Origin of the sequence: Phyllobacterium calauticae (genome assembly GCF_019991125.1) — a bacterium.
Lineage (GTDB): Bacteria > Pseudomonadota > Alphaproteobacteria > Rhizobiales > Rhizobiaceae > Phyllobacterium > Phyllobacterium calauticae.
The window spans coordinates 619,340-644,194 of the sequence record NZ_JAGENB010000003.1; the positions used below are offsets into that span (position 1 = coordinate 619,340).

The 24,855-nt window shown below is 60.1% G+C and carries 27 protein-coding genes and 1 tRNA gene; 9 read left to right on the top strand and 19 right to left on the bottom strand.

All coding sequences use genetic code 11. The features are described from left to right. The first annotated feature begins 52 nt into the window (after nucleotides 1-52). Entirely contained in the window at nucleotides 53-640 is a 588-nt protein-coding gene (locus tag J1W56_RS14910) for a hypothetical protein (protein ID WP_223614028.1), read from the top strand. 70 nt (nucleotides 641-710) lie between these two features. Here J1W56_RS14910 and rpsA read toward each other — a convergent pair whose 3' ends face one another. The 4 genes from rpsA to aroA all read right to left on the bottom strand — a co-directional run bounded on the left by rpsA (nucleotide 711) and on the right by aroA (nucleotide 5,297). Next, nucleotides 711-2,411 (bottom strand): 30S ribosomal protein S1, encoded by a 1,701-nt coding sequence (gene rpsA / locus J1W56_RS14915; protein ID WP_091879198.1) that lies wholly within the window; start codon nucleotides 2,409-2,411, stop codon nucleotides 711-713. 126 nt (nucleotides 2,412-2,537) lie between these two features. Next, entirely contained in the window at nucleotides 2,538-3,194 is a 657-nt protein-coding gene (gene cmk, locus J1W56_RS14920; protein ID WP_223614152.1) for a (d)CMP kinase, read from the bottom strand. Nucleotides 3,195-3,579: 385 nt separating this feature from the next. After that, nucleotides 3,580-3,936: a hypothetical protein gene (locus J1W56_RS14925; protein WP_223614029.1), complete on the bottom strand. Its 357-nt coding sequence runs from the start codon at nucleotides 3,934-3,936 to the stop codon at nucleotides 3,580-3,582. Between the two features lie 5 nt (nucleotides 3,937-3,941). After that, nucleotides 3,942-5,297 carry a 3-phosphoshikimate 1-carboxyvinyltransferase gene (gene aroA / locus J1W56_RS14930; protein WP_223614030.1) on the bottom strand — a complete coding sequence of 452 codons (1,356 nt, stop codon included), beginning with the start codon at nucleotides 5,295-5,297 and terminating at the stop codon, nucleotides 3,942-3,944. A 252-nt stretch (nucleotides 5,298-5,549) separates the two neighbouring features. On the opposite strand from aroA, the gene J1W56_RS14935 reads away from it, so the two are divergent. Together J1W56_RS14935 and J1W56_RS14940 are read left to right on the top strand one after the other, a co-directional pair. After that, nucleotides 5,550-5,939: a TIGR02300 family protein gene (locus tag J1W56_RS14935; protein ID WP_105734052.1), complete on the top strand. Its 390-nt coding sequence runs from the start codon at nucleotides 5,550-5,552 to the stop codon at nucleotides 5,937-5,939. Between the two features lie 164 nt (nucleotides 5,940-6,103). Next, nucleotides 6,104-6,179: transfer RNA gene (locus J1W56_RS14940), tRNA-Ala, on the top strand. Between the two features lie 47 nt (nucleotides 6,180-6,226). Here J1W56_RS14940 and J1W56_RS14945 read toward each other — a convergent pair. Further along, nucleotides 6,227-7,000: an NIPSNAP family protein gene (locus tag J1W56_RS14945; RefSeq protein ID WP_223614031.1), complete on the bottom strand. Its 774-nt coding sequence runs from the start codon at nucleotides 6,998-7,000 to the stop codon at nucleotides 6,227-6,229. 113 nt (nucleotides 7,001-7,113) lie between these two features. Between J1W56_RS14945 and J1W56_RS14950 the strand changes: the two genes are divergently transcribed. Further along, entirely contained in the window at nucleotides 7,114-7,719 is a 606-nt protein-coding gene (locus tag J1W56_RS14950) for a TetR/AcrR family transcriptional regulator (protein ID WP_223614032.1), read from the top strand. 22 nt (nucleotides 7,720-7,741) lie between these two features. Here J1W56_RS14950 and J1W56_RS14955 read toward each other — a convergent pair whose 3' ends face one another. After that, nucleotides 7,742-8,293, bottom strand: coding sequence for a heme-copper oxidase family protein (locus J1W56_RS14955; RefSeq protein ID WP_319025551.1), 552 nt, complete (start codon nucleotides 8,291-8,293; stop codon nucleotides 7,742-7,744). Nucleotides 8,294-8,329: 36 nt separating this feature from the next. On the opposite strand from J1W56_RS14955, the gene J1W56_RS14960 reads away from it, so the two are divergent. Further along, on the top strand, nucleotides 8,330-9,283 hold the full coding sequence (locus J1W56_RS14960; protein WP_223614033.1) for a DMT family transporter: 954 nt from the start codon (nucleotides 8,330-8,332) through the stop codon (nucleotides 9,281-9,283). 16 nt (nucleotides 9,284-9,299) lie between these two features. Here J1W56_RS14960 and J1W56_RS14965 read toward each other — a convergent pair whose 3' ends face one another. The 6 genes from J1W56_RS14965 to J1W56_RS14990 form a co-directional block, all read right to left on the bottom strand. Next, nucleotides 9,300-9,773, bottom strand: coding sequence for an SRPBCC family protein (locus J1W56_RS14965; RefSeq protein ID WP_223614034.1), 474 nt, complete (start codon nucleotides 9,771-9,773; stop codon nucleotides 9,300-9,302). 13 nt (nucleotides 9,774-9,786) lie between these two features. After that, on the bottom strand, nucleotides 9,787-10,119 hold the full coding sequence (locus J1W56_RS14970; RefSeq protein ID WP_223614035.1) for an ArsR/SmtB family transcription factor: 333 nt from the start codon (nucleotides 10,117-10,119) through the stop codon (nucleotides 9,787-9,789). Between the two features lie 4 nt (nucleotides 10,120-10,123). Continuing rightward, nucleotides 10,124-10,330 (bottom strand): eL24 family ribosomal protein, encoded by a 207-nt coding sequence (locus tag J1W56_RS14975; protein ID WP_223614036.1) that lies wholly within the window; start codon nucleotides 10,328-10,330, stop codon nucleotides 10,124-10,126. Between the two features lie 12 nt (nucleotides 10,331-10,342). Continuing rightward, entirely contained in the window at nucleotides 10,343-10,804 is a 462-nt protein-coding gene (locus J1W56_RS14980; RefSeq protein WP_223614037.1) for an OsmC family protein, read from the bottom strand. A gap of 89 nt (nucleotides 10,805-10,893) precedes the next feature. Next, nucleotides 10,894-11,580 (bottom strand): response regulator, encoded by a 687-nt coding sequence (locus J1W56_RS14985; RefSeq protein WP_223614038.1) that lies wholly within the window; start codon nucleotides 11,578-11,580, stop codon nucleotides 10,894-10,896. Beyond that, entirely contained in the window at nucleotides 11,577-14,273 is a 2,697-nt protein-coding gene (locus tag J1W56_RS14990) for a sensor histidine kinase (protein WP_223614039.1), read from the bottom strand. Before J1W56_RS14990 ends, J1W56_RS14985 begins: the two co-directional genes overlap by 4 nt. A gap of 237 nt (nucleotides 14,274-14,510) precedes the next feature. Between J1W56_RS14990 and J1W56_RS14995 the strand changes: the two genes are divergently transcribed. After that, entirely contained in the window at nucleotides 14,511-14,804 is a 294-nt protein-coding gene (locus tag J1W56_RS14995; protein WP_223614040.1) for a Dabb family protein, read from the top strand. Here J1W56_RS14995 and cueR read toward each other — a convergent pair. Together cueR and J1W56_RS15005 are read right to left on the bottom strand one after the other, a co-directional pair. Next, complete coding sequence (cueR, locus tag J1W56_RS15000; protein WP_223614041.1) at nucleotides 14,801-15,196, bottom strand: Cu(I)-responsive transcriptional regulator; 396 nt, start codon at nucleotides 15,194-15,196, stop codon at nucleotides 14,801-14,803. The two genes, J1W56_RS14995 and cueR, sit on opposite strands and share 4 nt — an antisense overlap. A gap of 7 nt (nucleotides 15,197-15,203) precedes the next feature. Continuing rightward, nucleotides 15,204-17,714, bottom strand: coding sequence for a heavy metal translocating P-type ATPase (locus J1W56_RS15005; RefSeq protein ID WP_223614042.1), 2,511 nt, complete (start codon nucleotides 17,712-17,714; stop codon nucleotides 15,204-15,206). Nucleotides 17,715-17,929: 215 nt separating this feature from the next. On the opposite strand from J1W56_RS15005, the gene hisC reads away from it, so the two are divergent. Continuing rightward, a complete protein-coding gene (gene hisC / locus J1W56_RS15010; RefSeq protein ID WP_223614043.1) occupies nucleotides 17,930-19,000 on the top strand; it encodes a histidinol-phosphate transaminase in 1,071 nt (356 codons plus the stop codon). A 52-nt stretch (nucleotides 19,001-19,052) separates the two neighbouring features. Here the strand turns inward: hisC and J1W56_RS15015 are convergent, their stop codons facing one another. Continuing rightward, nucleotides 19,053-19,958, bottom strand: a complete 906-nt coding sequence (locus J1W56_RS15015; RefSeq protein ID WP_223614044.1) for a methylated-DNA--[protein]-cysteine S-methyltransferase — start codon at nucleotides 19,956-19,958, stop codon at nucleotides 19,053-19,055. Between the two features lie 131 nt (nucleotides 19,959-20,089). Next, entirely contained in the window at nucleotides 20,090-20,584 is a 495-nt protein-coding gene (locus tag J1W56_RS15020; protein ID WP_223614045.1) for a DUF2244 domain-containing protein, read from the bottom strand. 34 nt (nucleotides 20,585-20,618) lie between these two features. On the opposite strand from J1W56_RS15020, the gene nth reads away from it, so the two are divergent. Beyond that, nucleotides 20,619-21,386 (top strand): endonuclease III, encoded by a 768-nt coding sequence (gene nth / locus J1W56_RS15025; RefSeq protein ID WP_223614046.1) that lies wholly within the window; start codon nucleotides 20,619-20,621, stop codon nucleotides 21,384-21,386. On the opposite strand, the gene J1W56_RS15030 is transcribed toward nth, so the two are convergent. Next, nucleotides 21,383-22,099 (bottom strand): sulfate transporter family protein, encoded by a 717-nt coding sequence (locus J1W56_RS15030; RefSeq protein ID WP_223614047.1) that lies wholly within the window; start codon nucleotides 22,097-22,099, stop codon nucleotides 21,383-21,385. The two genes, nth and J1W56_RS15030, sit on opposite strands and share 4 nt — an antisense overlap. 166 nt (nucleotides 22,100-22,265) lie before the next feature. Between J1W56_RS15030 and J1W56_RS15035 the strand changes: the two genes are divergently transcribed. Continuing rightward, on the top strand, nucleotides 22,266-23,258 hold the full coding sequence (locus J1W56_RS15035; RefSeq protein ID WP_223614048.1) for an adenosine kinase: 993 nt from the start codon (nucleotides 22,266-22,268) through the stop codon (nucleotides 23,256-23,258). Here J1W56_RS15035 and J1W56_RS15040 read toward each other — a convergent pair. Next, a complete protein-coding gene (locus J1W56_RS15040) occupies nucleotides 23,250-23,903 on the bottom strand; it encodes a trimeric intracellular cation channel family protein (RefSeq protein WP_223614049.1) in 654 nt (217 codons plus the stop codon). The two genes, J1W56_RS15035 and J1W56_RS15040, sit on opposite strands and share 9 nt — an antisense overlap. A 119-nt stretch (nucleotides 23,904-24,022) precedes the next feature. Next, nucleotides 24,023-24,736, bottom strand: a complete 714-nt coding sequence (gene grpE, locus J1W56_RS15045) for a nucleotide exchange factor GrpE (RefSeq protein WP_223614050.1) — start codon at nucleotides 24,734-24,736, stop codon at nucleotides 24,023-24,025. Between the last annotated feature and the right edge of the window lie 119 nt (nucleotides 24,737-24,855).

The window sequence follows — 24,855 nt, forward strand, 5'->3', positions numbered from 1 at the left end:
GGTAGCATAACCCCGGACCGGTCAGAATCGGTCAATTACGGGGGAGCATACAATGGACGACAATATTCCGAGCCCGGAAGTCTTTACCCATGTGCGTGTGATCATCGGTATCATTTTGGGCCTGAGTATTTCCCGGCTGCTCACCGGTGTCGCCCGCATCATTCAGCATCCGCTGCGCAAGAATATTTATCCGATTCATCTTGGCTGGGTATTCTTCACCTTTCTGACCGTGGTGCATTTCTGGTGGTTTGAATTTTACCTGCACCAGACTTTGGTGTGGAAGTTCGAGGCCTACCTCTTCGTCATTTTTTACGCCAGCCTGCACTTTCTGGCCTGCGGTATGCTTTTTCCCGACAGCATGGACGGGTATTCCGGCTACGAAAACTACTTCATGTCGCGGCGTGCCTGGTTCTTCGGCCTGTTGATGGCGATCTTCCTGGTCGATTTCGCCGACACGGCGATGAAGGGCCGGGAGCATTTTCATTCGCTCGGGCCGGTCTATCCCCTGCGCAATCTTTTCCTGATCGCTGTCTGCGGTGCCGCTGCCTATCTGCGCGAGCAGAGGATGCAGTGGCTGTTCCTCAGCCTGGCGCTTGTCTGTCAGCTCGTCTTCATCCTGATCCAGTTCGACACGATCTGAAAACGGCAAAGAAAAACCCGCCGGTCCTGGGACCGGCGGGTTTCGTTTCAGTCAGAACGTCAGGAGAAGCTTAGTTCTTTTCCTGCTTCTTCAGAGCGGCACCGAGGATGTCGCCCAGCGAAGCGCCGGAGTCGGACGAACCGTACTGTGCAACGGCTTCCTTCTCTTCAGCGATTTCCAGCGCCTTGATGGAGACCTGCAGCTTGCGGGTCTTCTTGTCGAAGGCGATGACGCGGGCGTCGACCTTCTGGCCAACCGTGAAGCGTTCCGGACGCTGTTCGTCACGATCGCGGGACAGATCCGCACGACGGATGAACGAGTCGAGATCGTGGTCAACCAGACGGACTTCGAGGCCGCCATCGGTGATGCCGGTGACTTCAACGGTTACAACGGCGTTCTTGCGCAGTTCGCCCGAGGTTGCTGCTTCACCGACCTTGTCGCCTGTGAGCTGCTTGATGCCGAGCGAGATGCGTTCCTTCTCGACGTCAACATCGAGAACCTGCGCCTTGACGACGTCACCCTTGTTGTACTCTTCGATGACCTGTTCGCCCGGACGGTTCCAGTCGAGGTCGGAGAGGTGAACCATGCCGTCCACATCGCCGTCGAGGCCAATGAACAGGCCGAATTCGGTCTTGTTCTTGACTTCGCCTTCGACGATCGTGCCGACAGGGAACTTGTCTGCGAAGGTCGTCCATGGGTTGTCGAGGGTCTGCTTGAGGCCCAGCGAGATGCGGCGCTTGACCGGATCCACTTCGAGAACAACGACTTCGACTTCCTGCGTGGTCGAGAGCAGCTTGCCCGGATGCACGTTCTTCTTTGTCCAGGACATTTCGGAAACGTGGATAAGGCCTTCGATGCCTGGCTCGATTTCGACGAATGCACCGTAGTCGGTGATGTTCGTAACCGTACCGGTGATCTTTTTGCCGATCGGGTACTTTGCACCGATACCATCCCAAGGATCGCTTTCGAGCTGCTTCATGCCGAGCGAAATACGATGTGTTTCCTGGTTGATGCGGATGATCTGAACCTTGACCGTCTGGCCGATGTTCAGGATTTCCGACGGATGGTTGACGCGGCGCCATGCCATGTCGGTCACGTGCAGCAGACCATCGATACCGCCGAGGTCAACGAACGCACCATAATCGGTGATGTTCTTGACGACGCCTTCAACGACCTGACCTTCTTCAAGGTTCTGGACGATTTCAGAGCGCTGTTCAGCACGGCTCTCTTCAAGAACGGTACGACGCGAAACAACGATGTTGCCGCGACGCTTGTCCATCTTGAGGATTTCGAAGGGCTGCGGGTTGTGCATCAGCGGGGTAACGTCGCGGATCGGACGGATGTCGACCTGCGAACGCGGCAGGAAGGCGACGGCGCCGTCGAGATCGACGGTGAAACCACCCTTGACCTGATTGAAGATGACACCATCGACGCGCTCGCCGCGGTTGAACTTCTCTTCAAGACGGACCCAGCTCTCTTCGCGGCGTGCTTTTTCACGCGACAGAACAGCTTCGCCGAGGGCGTTTTCGATACGCTCGACGTAGACTTCAACGATATCGCCCGGCTTCAGCGAGCCGTCTTTGGCTTTCGCGCCGAATTCCTTGAGCGGTACGCGGCCTTCAACCTTGAGGCCGGCGTCAATGATCGCCATGTCTTTTTCGATGGCGACGATACGGCCCTTGACGACATAACCTTCAGCAAGGTCATTGGTGGCAAAGGACTCGGCGAGAAGAGCTTCGAAATCTTCGCGCGTTGGATTGGCTTGAGACATAAATACTCCTGGTGTGCCCGGACATCGTCATCGGACACAGCACCGGTGGTTCGTGTTGCGGTTCATCTGCGGGCCAATCCGCCCTATGCGGGCAATCCGGTGCATGGACTGGTAGCAGATGCTGGTTTAATGCCTGTTTCCCACCAAAGCCTGATCAATCAGTTTTTTGGCAGCAAGAAACGCGGTCTCTATATCCATTTCCGTCGTATCTAGCAAGTGCGCGTCGGCAGCGGGCTTCAATGGCGAGTCCGTGCGGCCCATATCGCGGGCGTCGCGGCGGGTAAGATCGGCCAGAATCTCCTCATACAGGACGGTCGCGCCCGAGGATTTGATTTCGTCAAACCGCCGCTTCGCCCGTGCTTGCGGGGAGGCGGTGATGTAAAGTTTAACTGGCGCGTCCGGGCAGACCACCGTGCCGATATCGCGCCCGTCGAGAACGGTGCCGGGGGAGCGCTGGGCAAACGCCTGCTGAGCCGCAACCAGCGCCCGCCGGACCGCGGGCATGACGGCAACTTTGGAAGCCGCTTCGCCCACATCATGCGTGGACAGGGCAGCCCGGTCGAGTTTGGACAGATCGATGCCGCGTGCCGCCTTTTCCGCCAGAAATTCGTCGTCGAGCGCCATGTTCTGGTCGAGCAGCGCCTTGGCAACCGCGCGGTATGTCAGCCCGGTATCAAGATGATGATAGCCGTAATAATCGGCAATCCGCCGGGCCAGCGTGCCTTTGCCCGATGCAGCCGGTCCGTCGATAGCGATGGTGAAAGACGGCGCCGGCGTGTGGATATCGTCCTTTTCATCGCGGTCAAACAACCAGTTGCCAAGGGCGAACAGCAGATAGGCCGCGGCAAGGACGAGCGTGATCAGCGGCGTGATGCCGATCGTGACGAACGCGAACCCGCCTACCGTGGTCGCCAGTGCGGAAAGCCATGCCGGCAGATAGGCAGACATGTTCTGCAGCAGCGCATCGATGGCGAATATCAGGGCAAACTGGAAGACGAACAGCCAGAACAGCAGGGCGAAGAGCCCGAAGCGAATTTTCAGCGCAAACCGTTCAATGGCGTAGGCAACGCCAACAATGACCAGGGAGGTGAGCAGGAAAAACATCAGGCACTCCCTGCCTGCAGGGGAGCCGTTGTCAACGCAGTCTGCAAATGGACAGCAGGTTCGATCATCGCTCTCTGTTTCTTGCCTTTGCGCCCATGAGGAAGCCTATGCCATAACCGACGATTGATCCGAACGCGGGCGGCAGAAGCAGAAACTGATAGGGCATCCAATCGCTTGTTCCCGCAGCCTCAGGCACGGACACATCCGGCCGGGAACCATCGGAGACATTCCACGCATAGAGGAAGATCAGGAGCAAAGGAAGAACGACCCGCATGATCGAACTCAAAATGCCGGGCCATGGCTGCGATGATCCACTGGAAATTGTGCCGCGATAGGCGCTTCGTCCCGCCCAGACGACGAACGGAACGCTCGACATCATATAAAGGGCGTAAACCGTCAGGGCGGAAAAAAGCGCGCTCATCGGTATCAGGCTGGTGTTTCCTGCACGGAAATCTCGGCACCCATGCCGCTCATCATGTCCATGAATTCCGGAAAGCTCGTGGCAATCATGGTGGAGTCATCGACGGTAACGGGTTTTTCCGCGACGAGGCCCATGACGAGGAAGCTCATGGCAATGCGATGATCGAGATGGGTCTCGACCGTGCCGCCGCCGAGGTTCTTGCCATCCGGGCGGCCGCGCACGCTCAGGGTTTCCGGGCCTTCCGTGCAATCGACGCCGTTGGCCTTGAGGCCGTTGGCAACGGCTGACAGGCGGTCCGATTCCTTGACCCGCAATTCCTCGAGGCCGTTCATCACGGTCTCGCCGGTGGCGAAGGCCGCCGCGACGGCAAGCACGGGATATTCATCGATCATCGAGGGCGCCCGGTCAGCCGGGACGATCACGCCTTTCAGCTCGGAGGCGCGCACGCGCAGGTCCGCGACATCCTCGCCGCCGGCAAGGCGGGCATTGAGGATCTCAATGCTGGCACCCATGTCCTGCAAGGTCAGAATGAGGCCCGTACGGGTCGGGTTCATCAGCACATTGCGGATGGTGATATCGGAGCCGGGCACGAGCAGTGCCGCCACCAGCGGAAACGCCGTCGACGACGGGTCGCCGGGCACGTCGATGATCTGGCCGGTGAGCTTGCCCTGGCCCTCGATGCGGATGTGCCGGACATTGTCCTTGTCGGTTTCGACGGAAAGATTGGCGCCAAACCCCTGCAGCATCTTTTCCGTATGGTCGCGCGTCATGACCGGTTCGATGACCGTCGTTATGCCCGGTGTGTTGAGGCCCGCCAGCAACACAGCTGATTTGACCTGTGCCGAAGCCATCGGAACCCGGTAGGTGATGGGGGCGGCAACCTTGGGGCCGCGCAGTGTCAGCGGCATGCGGTCACCCTCCGAAGCCGTGACCTGAACGCCCATTTCCCGCAGGGGATTGAGCACGCGGCCCATGGGGCGCTTGGACAGGGAGGCGTCGCCAATAAAGGTGGTTTCCATCGCGTAGACGCCGACAAGGCCCATGGTCAGGCGGGCACCCGTGCCGGCATTGCCGAAATCGAGCGGCGCTTCCGGCTGCAGCAGGCAGCCATTGCCGGTGCCCTGAATGATCCACACATCGCCTTCCCTCGCGATTTTCGCACCCATGGCCTGCATGGCGCGGCCGGTGTTGATCACGTCCTCGCCTTCCAGCAGTCCGGTGATGCGGGTCTCGCCCGAGGCAAGGCCGCCAAACATGAAGGAGCGATGCGATATCGATTTGTCTCCGGGAATCCGGATATCTCCGGACAGGGCCTTGGAACGGCGGGCGGTGGCGGGCTTGGGCAATGCGGAATGGGACATGAGTACGATCAATCACAAGGAAAATTGGTGTTTCATCTCGAGCCTGTAGGCGTCGGCGTTCCTAACACAGCTTGTTCGTCCGGTCATCTCGCAAATGCATAGTTCGGCCGAACGGCAATCTCGCGTCGTTTTGGCTTTGACAAATGCGCTGAATTGCGTTTATGGGACCAGAAATCCATTTGATGAGCGCTGGCATAAACGGTTGGACGATGGCATACCGGATGCAGGCGCAGCCAGAAGACGAGGCATAACGTGGTAAATCCAAAACTTGGTACCAAGCGAGTCGACCCTGAAACAGGTCAGAAATTCTACGATCTGAACCGCGATCCGATCGTCTCCCCTTATACGGGCAAGAGCTATCCGCTCAGCTATTTTGATTCGACTGTTCCTTCCGCGCGTGAGGAAGAGGAAGAGGTCGAGACCGAAGAACTCGATGTCGTTCTGGAAAAGCCGGAATTCGTTTCGCTTGAAGAAGCCGATGGCGATGTCGATGGCGACGTGCCGGATCTGGGCGATGACGTCGATGTGGATGTCGACGATGCCGATGATGATGACACGTTCCTTGCCGAAGACGAGGAAGACGAAGATGACGACGTTACCGATATCCTCGGCGGCGGCATCGGCGAAGACGACGAAAACTGATTTTGAACAAGGTCTTTCGCTCTTCCGAAAAATAACGGAAATATCCGGCGAATAGACCTTGATCTTCTCTGCGGCGGGCGATATGTACCCGCCTCGGAACGGTTCCCAACCGTTCGACTGTCCAGCCGGATTTATCCGGCTTAGCCGAAACCGGCTAATGGAATGGGGCCATAGCTCAGCTGGGAGAGCGCTTGCATGGCATGCAAGAGGTCAGCGGTTCGATCCCGCTTGGCTCCACCAAATCTTCAATGATTTCAGAATTTTGTCCACGGCACATGGTTGCCGCTTCAGCGCAGCCGCGAGCGCGCAGTTGGCAGCAGGCGTGTCATCAGTGGCTTGCCGGTGAGATAGGCTGCAAGCCGTGTCTGCTCCGACAGCCATGCTGCGTCGTTCTCCAGTGCCGCCCTATGGGTTTTGTGTGCGGACTCATCGTCAAACCGGGAAAAGACCGCCAGCACATTTTCATTTTGCCGCACGGGGAGCCGGGTGAACGTGTTCTCGCCGTGCTCGGATGTGAAGACGGCAACCGGATTGTCGCCCCGTCCTTGCAGGAGCGGCGCGACGGACGTGCTGTAGTAGCTGCGGAAGCCCTGGTCCGCAGGCCGCTTGAGTTGATAGGTGACCACTTGAAACACCGCCGGTGAAGCGGCTTCCGTCGGGGATGCCGGCCGGGCGGCGGGAAGTGCAAACCCGCTGGATGATTCGGCGGGGTGAAGCAGCAATACATTGTCGGAATCGATCATGGTGCCGTTTGCCCTGTCGCGGTGCGCGCTCCAGACCGGGCCGTCATAGAACGCGGTCAACGCCGCGTGCCGGGTTACCATATCTTCAAAACCACGCAGCCAGACAAAGGCGTCGGGATCATCCGGATCGCGGAACTGGCCGATGACGGTCATGCCGCAGGCTTCCTGGCTTTCCAGAAAATGGGTGTCGAACAGGTCGATGAGGTCGTCACGGCGGCCGGGATGAAGCGTATAGCGCCTGAGTTCGACGATGGAACTGAAATGCCTGCCCGCCGCCTCGGTCCGCTGAACAGCCTTTGGTTGCATCAATTCGGGCATCTCGTTCAATCCTTCCCCATTAAACAGACCGGTCATCCTGTTTTTAATAAAACCGGTTGTCCTGTTTTTGTCAACTTGTTAGCCTGCCGCGGCATGAACGTGAAGGAACTGACATGGCACAGGATTCGATCGGAAAGCCGAAGAGGGTCAATGATCCGCAGGGAATGCGTTCACGCATCCTCGATGTGGCAGCGGACCTTTTCCAAAGGCGCGGCTATCATTCGACGAGCGTTCAGGATGTCGTTCAGGCAGCCGGAGCGACAGGCGGCGCCCTGCATCATCATTTCCCCACCAAGAAGGCGCTGGGGCTTGCCGTCATAGAAGAACGGGTGGCGCGCGAGGTCAACGCAACCGCGATCGAGCCCGTGCTGCGGGCAGACCGGCTGAAGACCGGCGTCCTGGCGTTTTTTTCCGCGGTGGCCGGCGAACTGGAGCGTAATCAGGCGGTGACGGGATGCCCGCTCAACAATCTCGCCATGGAGCTTTCGCTGGCTGATCCTGATTTTCGCCATGCGTCCAACGCCATCTTTGAGCGTTGGGTTGGGGTGCTTGCACAGAGATTCCAGGATGACGATCCGGCACTCGCACCCCGACAGGCCGGGGCGCTGGCCACACTGGTGATCGCCGCCTATTCCGGCGCCATGGCGATGGCAAAAGCCAGCCAGAGCGCGCTGCCGCTGCGCGATTGCGCGGCGCAGCTGGAAAAGCTTTTGCCCTAGGGTCCAGACCCTGGGCTGCTTGTCAGGCCTGCCGTGAGAAAACCACCGCCGTGAACAAAAGCACGCCCGCAAACACGATCATCGAGCCGATGCCAACCAGCGGTTCCATCGCGGCATTGCCAAGCGACAGGAAATACAGCGGCGGTATCATCACAACGATACCCACGGTGTAGACGATGAACTGAAGCATTGGCAGGCGTCCGGCGGCCTTTGCCGGGTTGAGCGCATAGTAGGTGCCGAATATCGCGCTGCTGACCCAACCGAGAAGATTGAGATGGGCATGGGCGGGAAAGGCGGTATGATCGCCCGATAACCCCATTTGCAGCCCCATGATGATACCCAGTAGAAACAAGATCGTCGCGGATTTGAAGAACAGCTGCGAAACCTGTGGCATGAGCGCATTCTTTCTCTGAACAGACATGACAGTCTGTGCAAATCTATAGTCTCGAATTCGGATTTGTGCCAGAGCACCGCCGCTAGCAAAAATAGGTAGGTTGTCCTCGCCGGAGACTATTTCGCGGGCGCGGGCGGCGATTGCTGTTTTCGACTGGATTAGCGCGAGAAAATCGATCAAACCATTCTGAAAAAGATCAGAATCGAGGAATCTCCCATGCCCGCCCGCCCGGTTGCCCTTTCCGGAACGCCCGAATCATCCCTGGCGCGCACCGGCGTCCTGTTGATGCTGCTGGGCATGCTGATGTTCGCCCTGAACGATGTGATGGGCAAATGGCTGGTGTCGACCTATTCCGTCGGTCAGGTCGTCTTTGTCCGCAGTGTCGCCGCCCTGATCATTCTTGCGCCATTCCTCTGGTACTCGGGACCGAAGAAAATCCTGCAGGTGGACCGGCCGGTCCTGCAGCTTGCCCGCGTTGCCGCGTCGACGGCGGAGATTTTCGCCTTCTACTTTGCCGTCGTCTATCTGCCGCTGGCCGATGTCATGACCTATTGGCTGGCCGCCCCGATCTATGTCGCCGCGATCTCGCCGCTCGTGCTGAAGGAGCCCGTCGGCTGGCGCCGCTGGAGCGCCATCATCGTCGGTTTCATCGGCGTCGTCATTGCCCTGGAGCCGTCGTCGCAGGCCCTCACGCCACAGGCCATCATTTCCATTCTGGGCAGCATGACCTTCGCCCTGATGCTGCTGCTCGGCCGTTCGCTGCGCGGCACGCCCGATACGACGCTGGTGTTCTGGCAGATCGTCGGTGCCGGCCTTGCGGGCGCGGCCTCGCTCTATTTCGACTGGAAACCGGTCAGCCCAAGGGATCTGGTTCTGCTCGCCGTGCTCGGTGTTGTCGCCATGCTGGCGCACATGCTCGTCAACCGTGCGCTCAAGATGGCTGATGCGGCAACCGTTGCACCGCTGCAATACACGCTTCTGTTCTGGGCCATCGTGTTCGGCTGGCTGGTGTTTGGCGACGTGCCGCGCCTGCCCATGCTGATCGGTTCAGGCTTTATCGTGGCGTCGGGCCTGTTCATCTTCTTCCGTGAACAGCAGCTGAAGCGGCAGGGGCGGATGAAGGCGGAACCGGCCGAAGCCATCGTTACCGGTTCCGGCGATCCGGTCTGAGGCAGAAAACGCCCCGTCAGGCGTTGACAGGCGCGCCTTTCAGCGATGCGCCGAGAGCGTCGAGCAGTTCTTCCGTGCCACGCTGGCGTTGTCCCGGCTCGTCATATCCGTCGAGAAAGGCGCCCTGCTCGGTGAAGACGAGCTTTGTGCCGGTGCCTTCAGGCTTCAGTTCCATCGTCGCGAGTGAAACGGAAATACGCTTGTCATCGAGATACATGTCATAGCTGTAGATGATGCGCTGGTCAGGGACGATGTCCTGATAGATGGCCTCGAACCTATGCACCGGCCCGCCTTTCGGTCCGCCGCTGTTGGTCTCGCGGCCGCCGATCCGGAAATCCATCTCGAACCGGGCGACGCCCCAGTCATCGGGGCCGGCAAACCATTTGCTCTTGGCGGTCTTGTCGCTGAGCGCAAAGAAGACGCGTGCCGGGGCGGCCGCATAGCTGCGCTCGATCGTGAATGTATCGTGTTTGACAGATCTCTTCGTCATGCTTTCGCTCCGGTTATTGATTGCCGTCTTCGGCGAGAAACTCGCCCAGCCGGTCGAGCCGGCGCTCCCATGATTTGCGCCGTTCATCCATCCATTGCTCGGCCGTTCGCATGGCGGTCCATTCGATGTGGCATGTGCGCACGCGGCCGACCTTTTCCGTGCGGATCAGGCCGCTGTTCTCGAGAACCTGCAGATGCTGCACCACGGCGGGCAGGGACATGGTCAGCGGTTTCGCCAATTCACTGACCGAGGCCGGGCCGCGGCTCAGCCGTTCCACCATGATGCGCCGGGACGGGTCCGCCAGCGCCTGAAACATAAGATCGAGTGAGGTTTGTTGGTTAAGCATATGCTTAAGTAATACCGATGGCCGGATTTGTCAACTTGTGCGCCAGGGCTTCCTCGAGGTGATTGACGGCTTTCTCGAATTTGTCGCGGCAACCCGGGTTGCAGAAGCCGACAACCGCGCCCTTGTAAAGCGTGAGGCTGTCTTCGCTGATCGGATCGCCCGACCAGGGGCAGGTGGTGTTGACCGCGTCGCTGATTTTCAGGTCTGACATGATGTTTTCCCCTTAACCCAGGTCGACGCTGATATCGGTGCGTACGGAATTGGCGATAAAGCATTGTTCATGCGCCTCGTGGTGCAGGTGTTCTTCCGTTGCCCGGTCCGGTGCCGCGCCGGCATAGCGGACTTGCGGCTTCAGCACGACCTTGCTGACAAACAGCTTGCCCTGTTCGTTCTTGCCGAGTTCTCCGCTCGCCGCGTCGCGATATTCATCGACGACGAAGCCGCCCTTGGCCGCGCCCGCCAGGAAGAACAGCATGTGGCAGCTGGAAAGCGAGGCGACGAATGCCTCCTCGGGGTCGACATTCTCCGCGGCGGAATAGGGCAGCCGGACAATGTGCGGCGATGAGGATGCCGGCACCTCAGCGCCGCCGTCGAACTGCCAGACATGGGCGCGGCTGTATTTGTTGTCGGTAAATGCGGCATCTGGAGCACGGTTCCATAGAACCGTCGCGCTGAAGGAGGTCATGGGCGTTTCCCGAATCTGTTGCTGAATTGATCGAAGCTTGTCAAAGCTTGGCACCATTGTCGATAGGGACTTCGGGGCGCGGCCGAACCCTATTCCGCGATGAACCGGTAACCGACCCCCGGCTCGGTGCGGATGAAGTGCGGATGGTTGGGATCTTCCTCGATCTTGGCGCGCAGCTGTCCGACAAAAACCCTGAGATAATGCAGGTCTTCCACGTGGGCCGCTCCCCAGATCGATGCCAGGAGATGGCGATGGGTGACGACAAGTCCGGGATGCAGGACAAGGTGGACCAGCAGCTGGTACTCCTTGCGGGTCAGATGCACCGCTTCGCCCTTGAGCGTCACCACCCGCTTGACCATGTCGACCACAAGACCGTTGCTTTCAAAGCGCGAGGGAACGCTGGTTCCCGCCACTTTCTGACGCAGCGCCGTGCGCACGCGCGCCAGCAGTTCGCCGATGCCAAAGGGCTTTTCCACGTAGTCATTGGCGCCGAGATCAAGCGCGGCGATCTTTTCGACTTCCCGGTCGCGCGCCGACAGGACGATGATGGGCACCTCGGAAAAGGCGCGCACGGTCTTGATGACCTCCTTGCCGTCCTTGTCGGGAAGGCCAAGGTCGAGAATGACGAGGTCGGGCGCGCTGGTGGCGATCAGCCGTTCCGCATCCGCACCCGTGGCGGCGGAGATGACGTCATAGCCCGATGCCGTCAGTGCCGGATACAGGAAACGCTGGATCTGCGGCTCGTCGTCGACAACCAGAATGCGGTTCTCGTTCATGGTGTCGCATCTCCGCTCTCGGTTGCATCGAAAATAGGAAGCCGGATAATAAAGCGCGTGCCGCGCTTGCGGATAGCCGGGCTTTCCGCCTTGATGGTCCCGCCCATGGCTTCAACGAAGCCACGGCAGATCGACAGGCCGAGGCCGGTTCCCGCCGCCCGGCCATCGCCTTTGACGCGCCGGTAGAACTTTTCGAAGATGCGGTCTATGTCCCTTGCCGGAATGCCCTTGCCCTGGTCGGTGACGCTGATTGCCACCTCCGTCGCATCCTGCTTTGCGTAGATGGTGATCGGGCTGTCGCCGCCATATTTCGCTGCATTGTCGAGCAGATTGAACAGCACCTGTCCGAGCAGGGACGAATCCCCGCTGACGGTGGCAAGGTCCGGAGCGATGCTGATCTCGATGGCGACGCCCGGTTTGAGCCGCTTCATGCGCTCGACCGATGAAATGATGATATCCGCCGCATCGACAGGGCTGTGCTTGACCTTCAATGTGCCGGCTTCGATCCGGGTCATGTCGAAAAGATTGGAGACAAAACGGGTCAGGCGCCCCGATTCCTCCTCGATGGAAAGCAGCAGATCGTCGTGGCTTTCCGGCTTGATGCGGCTTCCAAGCTCGCGCAGCGTGGTGACGGCGCCCGTGATCGAGGCCAGCGGCGTCTTCAGGTCGTGGGACAGGGAGGAGAACAGCGCGGCATGCAGTTTTTCGCTTTCCTGCAATGCGGCCGTCTTGGCATTTTCCCGCACCAGCTGCGCGCGGTCGATGGCGATCGCCGTCTGATCGAGAATGGCGACCAGCATGCGGTCTTCGCTTTCCGTCAGCGAGGCGGGGTGCTCGGTCATGGAAAGGCCGAGCACGCCGGCAACGCCATGCGATGTCATGATCGGCAGGAACTGCCAGCTGATCTGCGGCAGCGTGCCCGTGTCATGCCCGGACCGTTCATTCTTCTCGAATGCCCAGCGCACCGCGGTCATGTCCGTATTGTCGAGCGTCATGTCAGGCGGCCATGCGGTCTGCAGCGACAGGTCGCCGTCTTCCGGCAGCAGGATCACCACACCCGTTCCGAGCGTCGAATGCAGGTGCATGGCCGCAGCCACAAGCACATCATCCAGCCGGGCGGTGCCCGATAGTTTGCGCGAGAATTCGTAGAGCGCCTGTGTGTTTTTTGCCTGGTTGCGCGATCGCGCCACCTGGTCGCGCAAACGCCCGGCGAGATCGCCGATCATCAGGGCCACGCCGAGAAAGATGATCAGCGAAAACAGCTGATGCGGCTTGGCTATGCTTAAGTTGTGGACCGGCTCGATGAAAAAGTAGTTGTAGAGAACAAACGACAGGCCGGCGGCAATGATGGCGGCAAAACGCCCGCTCGACATCGCCGACAGGATGACGGCAACGAGATAGAGCATGGAAAGGTTTTGCGGGTGGACGATCTCACTGGCGCCAAGCCCCAGAAGCGTCGTCACGGCTGTTGCCGCTATCGGAATGGCGATGGATGTGGCGAGCTCGCGTGCCGAGCGCTTTTGCGGCGCCGGCGGCACATAGGGCTTGTCCTGCTCGTCCCCGGTGACAATGTGGACGCCGACATCGGTGAAGCGCTTGACGATCTCGTCGGGAAGCGACCGCCGGAACGGATTGGAGAAACGCTTGCCTTTCGGGCGTCCGAGCACGACCTGTGTCACATTCTCGCGCCGCGCAATGCGGAAAATCTCGTCGACAAAGTCCCGGGCGATCACGCGCCGCGTTTCCGCGCCGAGCCTTTCCGCCAGGTCAAGGATTTCATCAAGCCGCTGGTTTGCCGCCGTGTCCATGCCCGCATCGCTGGTCTTGGTCAGTGAAACCACCAGCCACCGGGCGTTGAGGCCGGAGGCGAGGCGGCTTGCGGTGCGGACAACCTTTTCGGACAGGCTGTCCGGTCCGACGCAGACGAGAAGCCGCTCGCCGGTGGCCCACGGACCCTCGATCGCGTTTTGCCGCAACAGGTCGATCATCTGGTCGTCGACGCGATCGGCGGTACGGCGCAGGGCAAGCTCGCGCAAGGCGGTGAGGTTGGCCGGTTTGAAGAAACCCCGCGCTGCCCGTTCGGCATTGCCGGGCAGGTAGACCTTGCCCTCCTTCAGCCGTGCAATCAGTTCCGCCGGCGGCAGATCGACCAGCAGCACCTCGTCGGCGCGCTTGAGGACCACATCCGGTACGGTCTCGCGAACGGTCACTCCCGTGATCTTTGTCACCAGGTCGGACAGGCTTTCCAGATGCTGGACATTCATCGCGGTCCAGACATCGATGCCCTGCCAGATCAGCTCTTCAATGTCCTGATGACGTTTGGGATGACGGCTGCCGGGCGCGTTGGTGTGGGCGAGCTCGTCAAGGACCAGCACTTTCGGCTTGCGTGCCAGGGCCGCATCAAGGTCGAATTCTTCCAGCGTGCGGCCCCTGTAGCCGATCTGCTTGCGCGGCAGCACTTCCAGCCCGTCAAGAAGTTCGGCGGTTTCCGCGCGCCCATGCGTCTCGGCAAGGCCGATGACGATGTCGGTGCCGTCTTCCTTCAGACGTTGTGCCCGCACCAGCATGGCATAGGTTTTACCCACGCCGGGGGCAGCGCCGAGGAAAACGGTCAGCTTGCCGCGCGATTCGCGTGTGGCCAGCTCCAGCAGCTTGTCAGGATCGGGTCGTGTCTGTTGACCGTGGTCGGCCATATACGCCTCAGTTTGCTTTTTCAGGTCGCCTGCGCCGGTTGAGCGCCAGAACCTTTACCCCACCCTTGGTGGAAATGCCAAGGGCAGGATGCCGCGTGTTCGCAGCCACCAGGGCAGACTGTGTGCCAGACCGGCAAAAATGCCGGTCATGGAGGCCGCCTGCGACAGCACACCTATTGACGTCGAAGGCGGGTGCTTTAAAAGTCCGCGCCAGTTCGATCAAGCAGGAACAAGACCGTGATCCGCCATATTGTATTCTTCAGCGCCCGCAATCCGGATGATGTCGACACGATCCATACGCGTCTCAAGCGGCTTGGAGAAATTCCGCACTCCCTCGTGTTCGAGGTCATGAAGAACACCAAGACCGATCCGATCTCGGGTGAAATCGATATTGTCGTTTATGGCGAGTTCGCAAGCGCCGAGGCGCTGGCCGCATACAAGGCACACCCGATCTACAGTGAAACCACAGCGGTGGTTCGCCCCTTGCGCGAATTGCGCATTTCGGCCGATGTGGTTTCCACGTTGGCTTAAGCGTCAGCCGTACCGGAAATACTTTCCAGAATCGGGCAGTCCGGCCGCTGGTCGCCGTGGCAATGGGCGACCAGGTGCTGCAAAGTGTGCTGCAGTTCGCGCAGTTCGGTGATCTTGCGCTCGATTTCCTTCAGTTTCGTCCGGGCGATGCTTTTGACATCGGAGCTCGCGCGCTCCTTGTCTTCGTAGAGCGCCAGAAGCTGGCGGCATTCCTCCACGGAAAATCCAAGCCCGCGCGAGCGTTGCAGGAAGCGCAGCTTGTGCACATCCGACATCGAGTAATCCCGGTAGCCGTTGTCGGACCGGTCGGGCTTCAACAGCCCGATATCCTCGTAATAGCGGATGGTCTTGGCCGGGAGGCCCGATTTTTCCGATGCATGGCCGATATTCATGGGATCCTCACAGTTTCAGTGTCCGCAGCCGCAATGCATTGGCAATGACCGATACGGAGGAAAGGCTCATTGCCGCTGCCGCCAGCATGGGCGAAAGCATGGCGCCGAAGACGGGGTAGAGCACACCTGCCGCAACCGGCACGCCCAGCACATTATAGACAAAAGCGAAGAACAGGTTCTGCTTGATATTGCGGATGGTTGCATCGGCGAGATGACGCGCACGGACAATGCCGTTGAGGTCGCCCTTCACCAGGGTAATGCCCGCGCTTTCCATTGCAACGTCGGCGCCCGTGCCCATGGCAATGCCGACATCGGCCGCGGCAAGCGCCGGGGCATCGTTGACGCCGTCACCGGCCATGGCGATCTTTGCGCCCTTGGCCCGGAGCTCATCGACCAGCCGCTTCTTGCTCTCGGGCATCATGTCGGCGCGCACTTCATCGATACCGAGCCGGGTGGCGACCGCCTGGGCAGTGATCTTGTTGTCGCCGGTCGCCATGATGATGGTGAGGCCAGCCTTGTGCAGCAGGCGGATTGCCTCGGCCGTCGTGGCCTTGATCGGGTCGGCCACCGCGATGATGCCTGCGGCCTTGCCGTCGACCGCCATGAACAGGACACTCTTGCCGCCGGTCCGCAGTGCATCGGCCTTCCCGCTCAGGGCGGATATGTCGGCACCAACGTCCTGCATCATGGCCTTGTTGCCGAGCGCAACGGATTGCCCGCCGATGCTGCCGGAAACACCCTTGCCGGTGACCGCTTCGAACGTTTCGGCCTTGAGCAGGGTGAGAGTGCGGGCTTTCGCACCTTCGACGATGGCTTCGGCAAGCGGATGCTCCGAGCCCTTTTCGAGGCTGGCTGCAAGAATCAGCAACTGGTCCTCGGCAAATGGTCCGTCTGCAATGACGTCGGTGAGTTTCGGCCTGCCTTCGGTGAGGGTGCCGGTCTTGTCCACGATCAGTGTATCGACGCCGGCAAAACGTTCCAGCGCTTCCGCATCCTTGATCAGCACACCCGCTTGCGCGCCGCGTCCGGTAGCGGTCATGATCGACATGGGCGTTGCCAGACCAAGCGCGCAGGGACAAGCGATAATCAGCACCGAGACGGCCGCGACAAGGCCGTAGATCATGCCGGGTTCCGGTCCGAACCAGGCCCAGGCGATGAACGAGACGATGGCGACGAGAACCACCGCGGGCACGAAATAGCTGGCGACGCGGTCCGCCAGACCCTGAATGGGCGCGCGCGAGCGTTGGGCCGTCGCGACCATGCCGACAATCTGCGACAGGACCGTATCGGCGCCCACTTTCTCCGCCTTGATCAGCAGCGTGCCGTTGCGGTTGAGCGTGCCGCCGGTCACCGTGTCATTCTCAGTCTTTTCGACAGGCAACGGTTCGCCTGTCAGCATGGATTCGTCGATGGACGAGCGGCCTTCCAGCACAATGCCATCCACAGGCACGCTGTCACCCGGACGGACCCGCAACCGGTCACCGGCCACGACCTCGTCCAGCGGGATATCGTTTTCCGTCCCGTCCGCTGCCACGCGGCGCGCGGTTTTGGGCGCAAGGTCAAGCAGGGCACGAATGGCGGACCCGGTGCGCTCGCGTGCTTTCAGCTCCAGGATCTGTCCGAGGAAGACAAGCGTAACGATAACGGCCGCCGCCTCGAAGTAAACCGGCACGCTGCCGCCATGCATGCGGAAGGCATGCGGGAAAATGTCAGGCACGAGTGTTGCCACGACACTGAAGGCATAGGCCGCACCGACGCCGATGGCGATGAGCGTCCACATGTTCGGGCTGCGGTTGACGAGGGATGCCCAGGCGCGTTCGAAGAAGGGGATGGCCGCCCAGAGGACAACCGGGGTGGCGAGGACCAGTTCCAGCCAGATTGCGCGGCTTTCCCCGATCCAGTCGCGCAAAGGCAGGCCAAGCATGGGGCCCATGGTGATGAAGAGCAGCGGTATGGAACAGAGCGCGCTGATCCAGAACCGGCGGGTGAAATCGACGAGTTCAGGGTTCGGGCCTTCATCCCCGGTGGGAATGCCCATGGGTTCGAGCGCCATGCCGCACAGCGGGCATGACCCCGGGCCGTCCTTGACGATTTCCGGATGCATCGGACAGGTATATTGGGTTCCCGCCGGCATCGGCTTCGGTGCCGGCCTGTCGCCGAGATAATCCTGCGGCGCCTTTTCGAATTTCGCCATGCAGCTGGCCGAGCAGAAATAATATTTCTCATTGTCGTGCCGCAGGAAGTGTTTTGCCATTGCCCGGTCGACGGTCATGCCACAGACCGGATCGATCGCCGTCAGGTAGGGCTCCGGGTCGGCCGTGAATTTCTTGTGGCAGCCCGCCGAGCAGAAGTGAAACACCCGGCCCGCATGCTCCGCCGTCGGCTTGCCGGCCGTAGGGTCAACCAGCATGCCGCAGACCGGATCGCGCACGACCTCCGCCTGCGCCGCGTGCGTACTGCAACAGCTGTGGCCATGGGTGTCATGGGCGTGATCGTGGTTGTGATGGTCATGTTTCATGATGGAACTTTCGACATGTACGGGAAGATAGTGATGCAAAGGTAATTCTTCCAGTAACTGGAAGGTCAAGGCCTGCCCGAAAGTTTCTTCAATGCAGCGCAATGGCTGGGGATTTCGATTGTTGCAAAAGCCTGTTTTTGCCATGGTACGGAAATCGACGCGCACTGTTCGCTTGAATCGCGATCACCCCGGCCAACGCAGTACTGGACATTTAGATGAGCCGTTTTTGGAGTTCTCTCGTGCACACATTGACCCCGTATGTCGCGGGAGAGCAACCGGTGCTGCCCGATCTGATCAAGTTGAACACCAATGAAAACCCATATGGTCCGTCACCGCGCGCACTGGCGGCCATAGCAGCCGAGACGACGGACGCGTTGCGGCTTTATCCCGATCCAACGGCGCACAGGCTGAGAGAAGCCATCGCCAAAAGCCATGGCCTTGACGCCAATCACGTCTTTGTCGGCAACGGATCTGACGAAGTGCTGGCCCATGTGTTCCAGGCATTGCTGAAACACGACAAGCCCTTGCTGTTTCCGGATGTCACCTACAGTTTCTTTCCGACCTACTGCCGTCTCTACGCAATAGACTTTCGGGCTGTTCCACTCGATGACACGATGGCGGTCCGCATTGCCGACTACCGGCAGGCATGCGGCGCAATCATTCTGCCCAATCCGAATGCCCCGACCGGCACGGCCTTGCCCCTGGCGGAAATCGCGGCATTGCTTGCCGATCACCCCGATCAGGTCGTGGTGATCGATGAAGCCTATGTGGACTTTGGTGCGCAGAGTGCGATCCCCCTGGTCGCACGCTTCCCCAATCTGCTCGTGACCCAGACCTTTTCAAAGTCGCGCGGGCTGGCCGGTCTGCGCGTTGGCTTTGCCGTCGGGCAGCCCCAGCTGATTGAAGCGCTGCAACGGGTGAAGGACAGTTTCAATTCCTATCCCCTCGACCGTCTCGCCATCGCGGGAGCGGTTGCCGCCTGGGAGGACCGGGCGTGGTTCGAGGAAAAACGCGGCCGGATCGTGGCCACCCGGGAAAGATTGTCCGTCGCCTTGCGCGCGCTGCAGTTTGAGGTTCTTCCCTCGGCGGCCAATTTTCTGTTTGCACGCCATGCCGTGCTGCCCGGCGCGGAGATTGCTGCCGAGCTTAGAAGCAGGGCCATTCTGGTCAGGCATTTCCCGAAACCGCGCATACACGACTATCTGCGCATCAGCATCGGTACGGATGAAGAGTGCGAGACGCTTCTGTCCGGCTTGGCCGATGTGATCGCATCGTTGAAAGGATAAAAGCCCGGCATTGCTGCCGGGCCTTGATGGGTGTCTCGGGAAGAGGCGACGATCAGCCGGAACGGGCCATGTCGAGTTGCGTGCCGTCGCCCATCTGCCCGGCTTCCCAGCCGAGAATGGCGCGCTTGCGGGTCAGACCCCAGTGATAACCGGTGAGGGCGCCGGATTTGCCGACGGCGCGATGGCACGGAACCACGAAGGAAATCGGGTTGGCGCCCACCGCAGCACCGACGGCGCGGGAGGCTTTGGGCGAGCCGATTTCCTGAGCAATGTCCGAATAGGCGCAGGCCTTGCCCATCGGCACCTTCAACAGGGCTTCCCAGACGCGCAGCTGGAAGTCCGTGCCGATCATCACCACTTTCAGCGGCCGGTCGGAACGCCATTCAACCGGGTTGAACACCCGTGCCGCATAGGGTGACGTGGCGCCAAGGTCTTCGACATAGGTGGCATTGGGCCAGCGGGATGTCATGTCTTCCATGGTTTCGCGTTCATGCCCCTGATCGGCAAAGGCAAGACCCGCCAGCCCGCGATCCGTCACCATCACCAGCGCCCGCCCGAAGGGCGAGATATGGAAGCCGTAACGGATAACGAGGCCCGCACCGCGGGTCTTGTAATCGCCCGGCGACATGCCTTCATGGGTGACGAACAGGTCGTGCAGGCGACTTGGCCCGGACAGGCCGGTTTCCAGGGCCGTCTCCAGCAGTGGCATGCCTTCGTCGAGCAGGCGGCGGGCATGGTCGATGGTCACGGCCTGCAGAAAGCCCTTGGGCGACAGGCCCGCCCAGCGGGTGAAAAGCTTCTGCAGGGCCGTGGGTGAAAGCCCTGCCTCCTTGGCCAGGACCTCGAGCGATGGCTGGTCGCGATAATCCTCACTGATCCGCTCAATGATATGGCTGACAATGGCATAGTCATTGCCCGAAGGCGTAATATCGTTCTGAAGGATGGCATGCGGTTTCATGGTCGTTACCTCATTCCGGCATGATCCGATGCGTTGCACCGCAAAGACAGATCAGGCTTTCAATTCATGTTGAGTGTCATATGACCATGCAGGGGCCTGATCTGCCACCCGATTCTTGCACGCCGTGAAAACTACCGGCCCTTGGCCGCGGCCAGGGCCCGGGTGAATGCCAGGGCAAAGCTTTCCCGGTCATCGGGATTGAGAAACGAGCCGATTGTCACCGCCTTGCCCTGTCCCTCCACCCGCATGGAGGTAATGCCGATTTCCGCGTGCCGCGCGACATTGAACCGGGTCCAGAACGGGTTGAATTCGTGCAGGTTGGTCCGGCCTGACGGCGCCACCTGCCTGATCTGCAGCGTGATTCTTGAAACGCTGACCTCCTCATGCGCTTTTGCTGCGGTGTAGTTCATCCGGAAGGCAAGATAGATCAGGAGGACATCAAGGCCGAAAAAGCCGAAAACCGGCCATGCTCCCAGCGACAGGAAGAAAAGGCCGGTCAGAAAACTGCATCCGCCGATCGCGGCCATGACAATGAGAAAGCCTTGGCGGCCAAGCGACCGGTGCGGCACCAGAAGGGCGCGGAAAATTTCCTCTTCATTGTGCGCGACAGCGTCAATTGGGTTCATTGTTTGGCTCATGACGCTTGAGTATAGAAGGGTCATGGAAAATCCCAAGAGCAAACTTGATCAGATTGACGTGAGTGCGGTCGCCGAAAAGCCGGCGAAGCGGCCGCGCCTTGTCGCCGGTACACGCTATACCGCCGATGAGATCCACGAGATTTTTCGTCGGTTCTCGATCCAGCGGCCGGAACCCAAGGGCGAGCTCGAGCACGTCAATGCTTTTACCCTTTTGGTCGCGGTTGCGCTTTCGGCCCAGGCGACGGATGTCGGGGTCAACAAGGCAACCCGCGCCCTGTTCAAGGTTGCCGATACACCGGAGAAGATGCGCGATCTCGGCGAGGCAACTGTCGGCGAATACATCCGTACCATCGGCCTTTGGCGCAACAAGGCCAAAAACGTCATTGCCCTGTCGGAAGCCCTGATCCGCGACTATGGCAGCGAGGTGCCGGATGATCGCGACGAGCTGGTCAAGCTTCCCGGTGTCGGCCGCAAGACCGCCAATGTGGTGCTCAGCATGGCTTTCGGGCAGGCGACGATGGCCGTCGACACGCACATATTCCGCATCGGCAACCGGCTTGGCCTCGCGCCGGGCAAGACACCGGATCAGGTGGAAGCCAAATTGATGAAGATCATTCCGGCGGAATATCTCTACCACGCCCATCACTGGCTGATCCTGCATGGCCGCTATGTCTGCAAGGCCCGCAAGCCCGAATGCACGGCCTGCGTCATTGCCGATATCTGCAAGGCGGCGGAAAAAACGGCGGAACTGCCCGCACCGCTGGTGCCATTGCCCCCACAGGTTTTCTAGCGCAGCCCTGCGGGTGGTTCCGATTGAGCCACGGCCTTGTGCAGGTGCACCATCATGGCCGCGGCAAACAGCGGGGTCAAAAGGTTGAGGATCGGAATGGCCATGAAGGCCGCAATGACGAGACCGGCCAGGAAAACCGTCGTTGCATGTTTCGACCGCAGCGCCTTGGCTTCCATTTCCGGGCGGAACCGCATGGCGGCGAATTCGAAGAATTCCCGGCCGAGCAGATAACCATTGACCACGAAGAACGCGATGATGTTGACGCCGGGAATGAGAAGCATCAGCAGTGCAATGATATTGCCGAGGATAATGACGCCGAGGAATTTCAGCGAAAGCACGAAGGAGCGCAGGACCGGCAGCGGGCGGCCTTTCGGATCGAGCGGGTAATCCGACTTTTCCACAACTTCAGCCACATCGTCGAGAAACAATCCGGCGACGATGGCCGAAACCGGCGCGATCAGCAGTGCCAGCCCCAGCGCCAGGGCGATGCTGGCGAATATACCGGCGATAAAGCCGAGCCAGCCGGCCCAGGATGGCAGATCCGGCATCCATTGATCGAAAAAGGGCAATGCGAGCAAGGCAAAGAGTTCCCGCAGCCCGAACCAGGCACCGATCAGCAGAAGCACGGTCATTCCGAGAGACTTCCACAGGACAGAACGGAATTCCGGCCGGAACAGGTGACTTGCGGCGGCCTGGGCGCTGTCAAAAATCATGATGCCGTTCTTCCTTTCCGGTCTTTCCAATATTTGGGACATAAGGAGCGCGTCCGGCAGAGACAAGACGCCCCCGCGCATTAGGGGTAGTCAAGGCCCGCTGTTCCGGCTAGGACTTGGCGAACCAGAGGCCAAGAACTGCAATTGAATCAATCCTGGAGTTTTCATGTCGAGTTATGACGTGCTTTGCATCGGCAATGCCATTGTCGATATCATCGCCCGCACGGATGACGATTTTATCGTCAAGAACGGTATCATCAAGAATGCGATGAACCTGATCGATGCCGACCGTGCGGAATTTCTGTATGAGCGCATGGGACCGGCCATCGAAGCTTCTGGCGGAAGTGCCGGCAATACCGCGGCCGGCGTTGCCAGCCTTGGCGGCCGCGCCGCCTATTTCGGCAAGGTTGCCGACGATCCGCTCGGTCACATCTTTACCCATGATATCCGCGCGCAGGGCGTTGCCTTCGATACGCGCGTGTTGAAAGCGCCGCCGCCCACGGCCCGCTCGATGATTTTCGTTACGCCCGATGGCGAGCGTTCGATGAACACCTATCTCGGCGCCTGTGTCGAGTTTGGACCGGAAGACGTGGAAAGCTCCAAGGTATCGGAAGCGAAGGTCACCTATTTCGAAGGCTATCTCTGGGACCCGCCCCGCGCCAAGGAAGCCATCCGCCTGTCGGCGAAAATTGCGCATGAGCACAAGCGCGAAGTGTCGATGACCCTGTCGGATCCGTTCTGCGTGGATCGCTATCGCGACGAATTCCTTGAGTTAATGCGTTCCGGCACGGTTGATATTGTTTTCGCCAACGAGGCGGAACTGAAGTCGCTGTACCAGACCGATGATTTCGAGAAGGGGCTCGATGCCATCCGCAAGGATTGCAAGCTCGCCGCCATCACCCGCTCGGAAAAGGGCTCGGTGGTTGTCTCGAAAGACGAAACCGTTGCCGTTCCGGCGATCGAGATCGCCGAGCTTGTCGATACGACAGGTGCGGGTGATCTCTATGCGTCGGGCTTCCTGTTCGGCTATACCAATGGCCGCTCGTTGACCGATTGCGCGCGGCTGGGCTCGTTGACCGCCGGGCTCGTGATCCAGCAGATCGGCCCGCGTCCGGCGCAAAATCTGAAAATTGCAGCCCAGCAAGCCGGGTTACTCTGATCGAACGATGCCGTCACGCTTGAGCTCTTCAGGCGTGCGGCCCACCTTGTGGTAGTTCGGCAGGGTCCAGCCGAAGTAAAGCGCGCCGCCGCGAACCGCAAAGGCGGTCAGCGCGGCGAACAGGGCCGAAACCTCCGGCCCCGCTGAAAGCCCCAGCAGCAGCGTGTAGGCGACCGAACCGGCAAGCGCCGCGGTGACGTAGATTTCGCGCCGCATCAACACCGACGGTTCCGCGGAAACGATATCGCGCAGCACGCCGCCGAATGTGGCCGTCAAAATGCCTGTCACAACGGCAATGGTCGGGCTGAAGCCGAGCGCCAGCGCCTTCGCAGCGCCCATGACGCTGTAGGCCGAGAGCCCCAGCGCATCGAGCCACAGCAGAAGCCGGTAGCGTGATTCCAGGAGATTGGCGGAGAAATAGACGATGATTGCCGCCGCGGCACAGACGAGGATATAGCCGGGCTCCCGGACCCAGAAGACGGGGACACCGAGGATGAGGTCGCGCAGGGTGCCGCCGCCGATACCCGTTACCGCAGCGAGAAACACGAAAGCGATGATATCAAGCTGGCGGCGCGACGCGGCGAGGCCGCCTGTCGCGGCGAAAACGAAAACGCCCGCATAATTGAATATCTGGATCGATGTCATCGGCTGTTCCCCTCCATGTAAAAGGTAGAACATGACCAATACGGAGCGTAAACAGCTAAATTGAAAAGGCCAGACCCCGTCGCCGGAATCTGGCCTTTGTCGTTGAGATGACGCTATGGTTATGCGTCTTTTTCCGCCTGCGGGTTGATCGGACCCGGCTCTGCCTGGCCTTCGCCCGCAGCCTGCTTCGGGCCGCCCTTGGAAACGCCGACGAGTGCCGGGCGCAGCATGCGGTCGCCGATGACGAAACCGGCCTGCGCCACCTGCAGCACCGTGTTGTGCGGCACGTCTGCGTTGGGAATTTCGTACATGGCCTGATGGAAATTCGGGTCGAAACGCTGGCCCTGCGGTTCGATCTTCTTGACGCCGTGGCGTTCCAGCGCCGACATCATCGAGCGCTCGGTCATTTCCACACCTTCGGCCAGTGCCTTGAAACCTGCATCGCCATTGGCGAGGGCATCGGCCGGAATGGCTTCGAGCGCGCGCTTCAGATTGTCGGAAACCGAAAGCATGTCGCGGGCGAAATTGGCGACGGAATAGGAACGCGCATCGTGAACATCACGGGCGGTGCGCTTGCGCAGGTTTTCCATATCGGCGGCCAGACGCAGCAGTTGATCGCGCAGATCGCCGTTTTCGCCGCGCAAGGCATCCAGTTCGACACTGTTGGCTGCTTCCGCCTGTTCTTCCTCTTCCTGCGCCATGGCATATTCCTCTGCCTTGCGCGATTTCAGAAAATCATCGGCGGCACGCTTGAGCGCATCACGGTCGCGCGGATTCTTCAGATCGCGCTGATCGAGATCGGGTGCGTCATGATGTTTCTTTTCTTCAGTCATCTATCCTGTCCGTTCATAAATCGAATGTGCGCTGGATATCGAGGTTTAGGCCATGAAAATCAAGTGCAAATGCCCGAAGCGGAGGAAGTTCGCGTGGCAGCACAGCGCCAGTGCAGTAT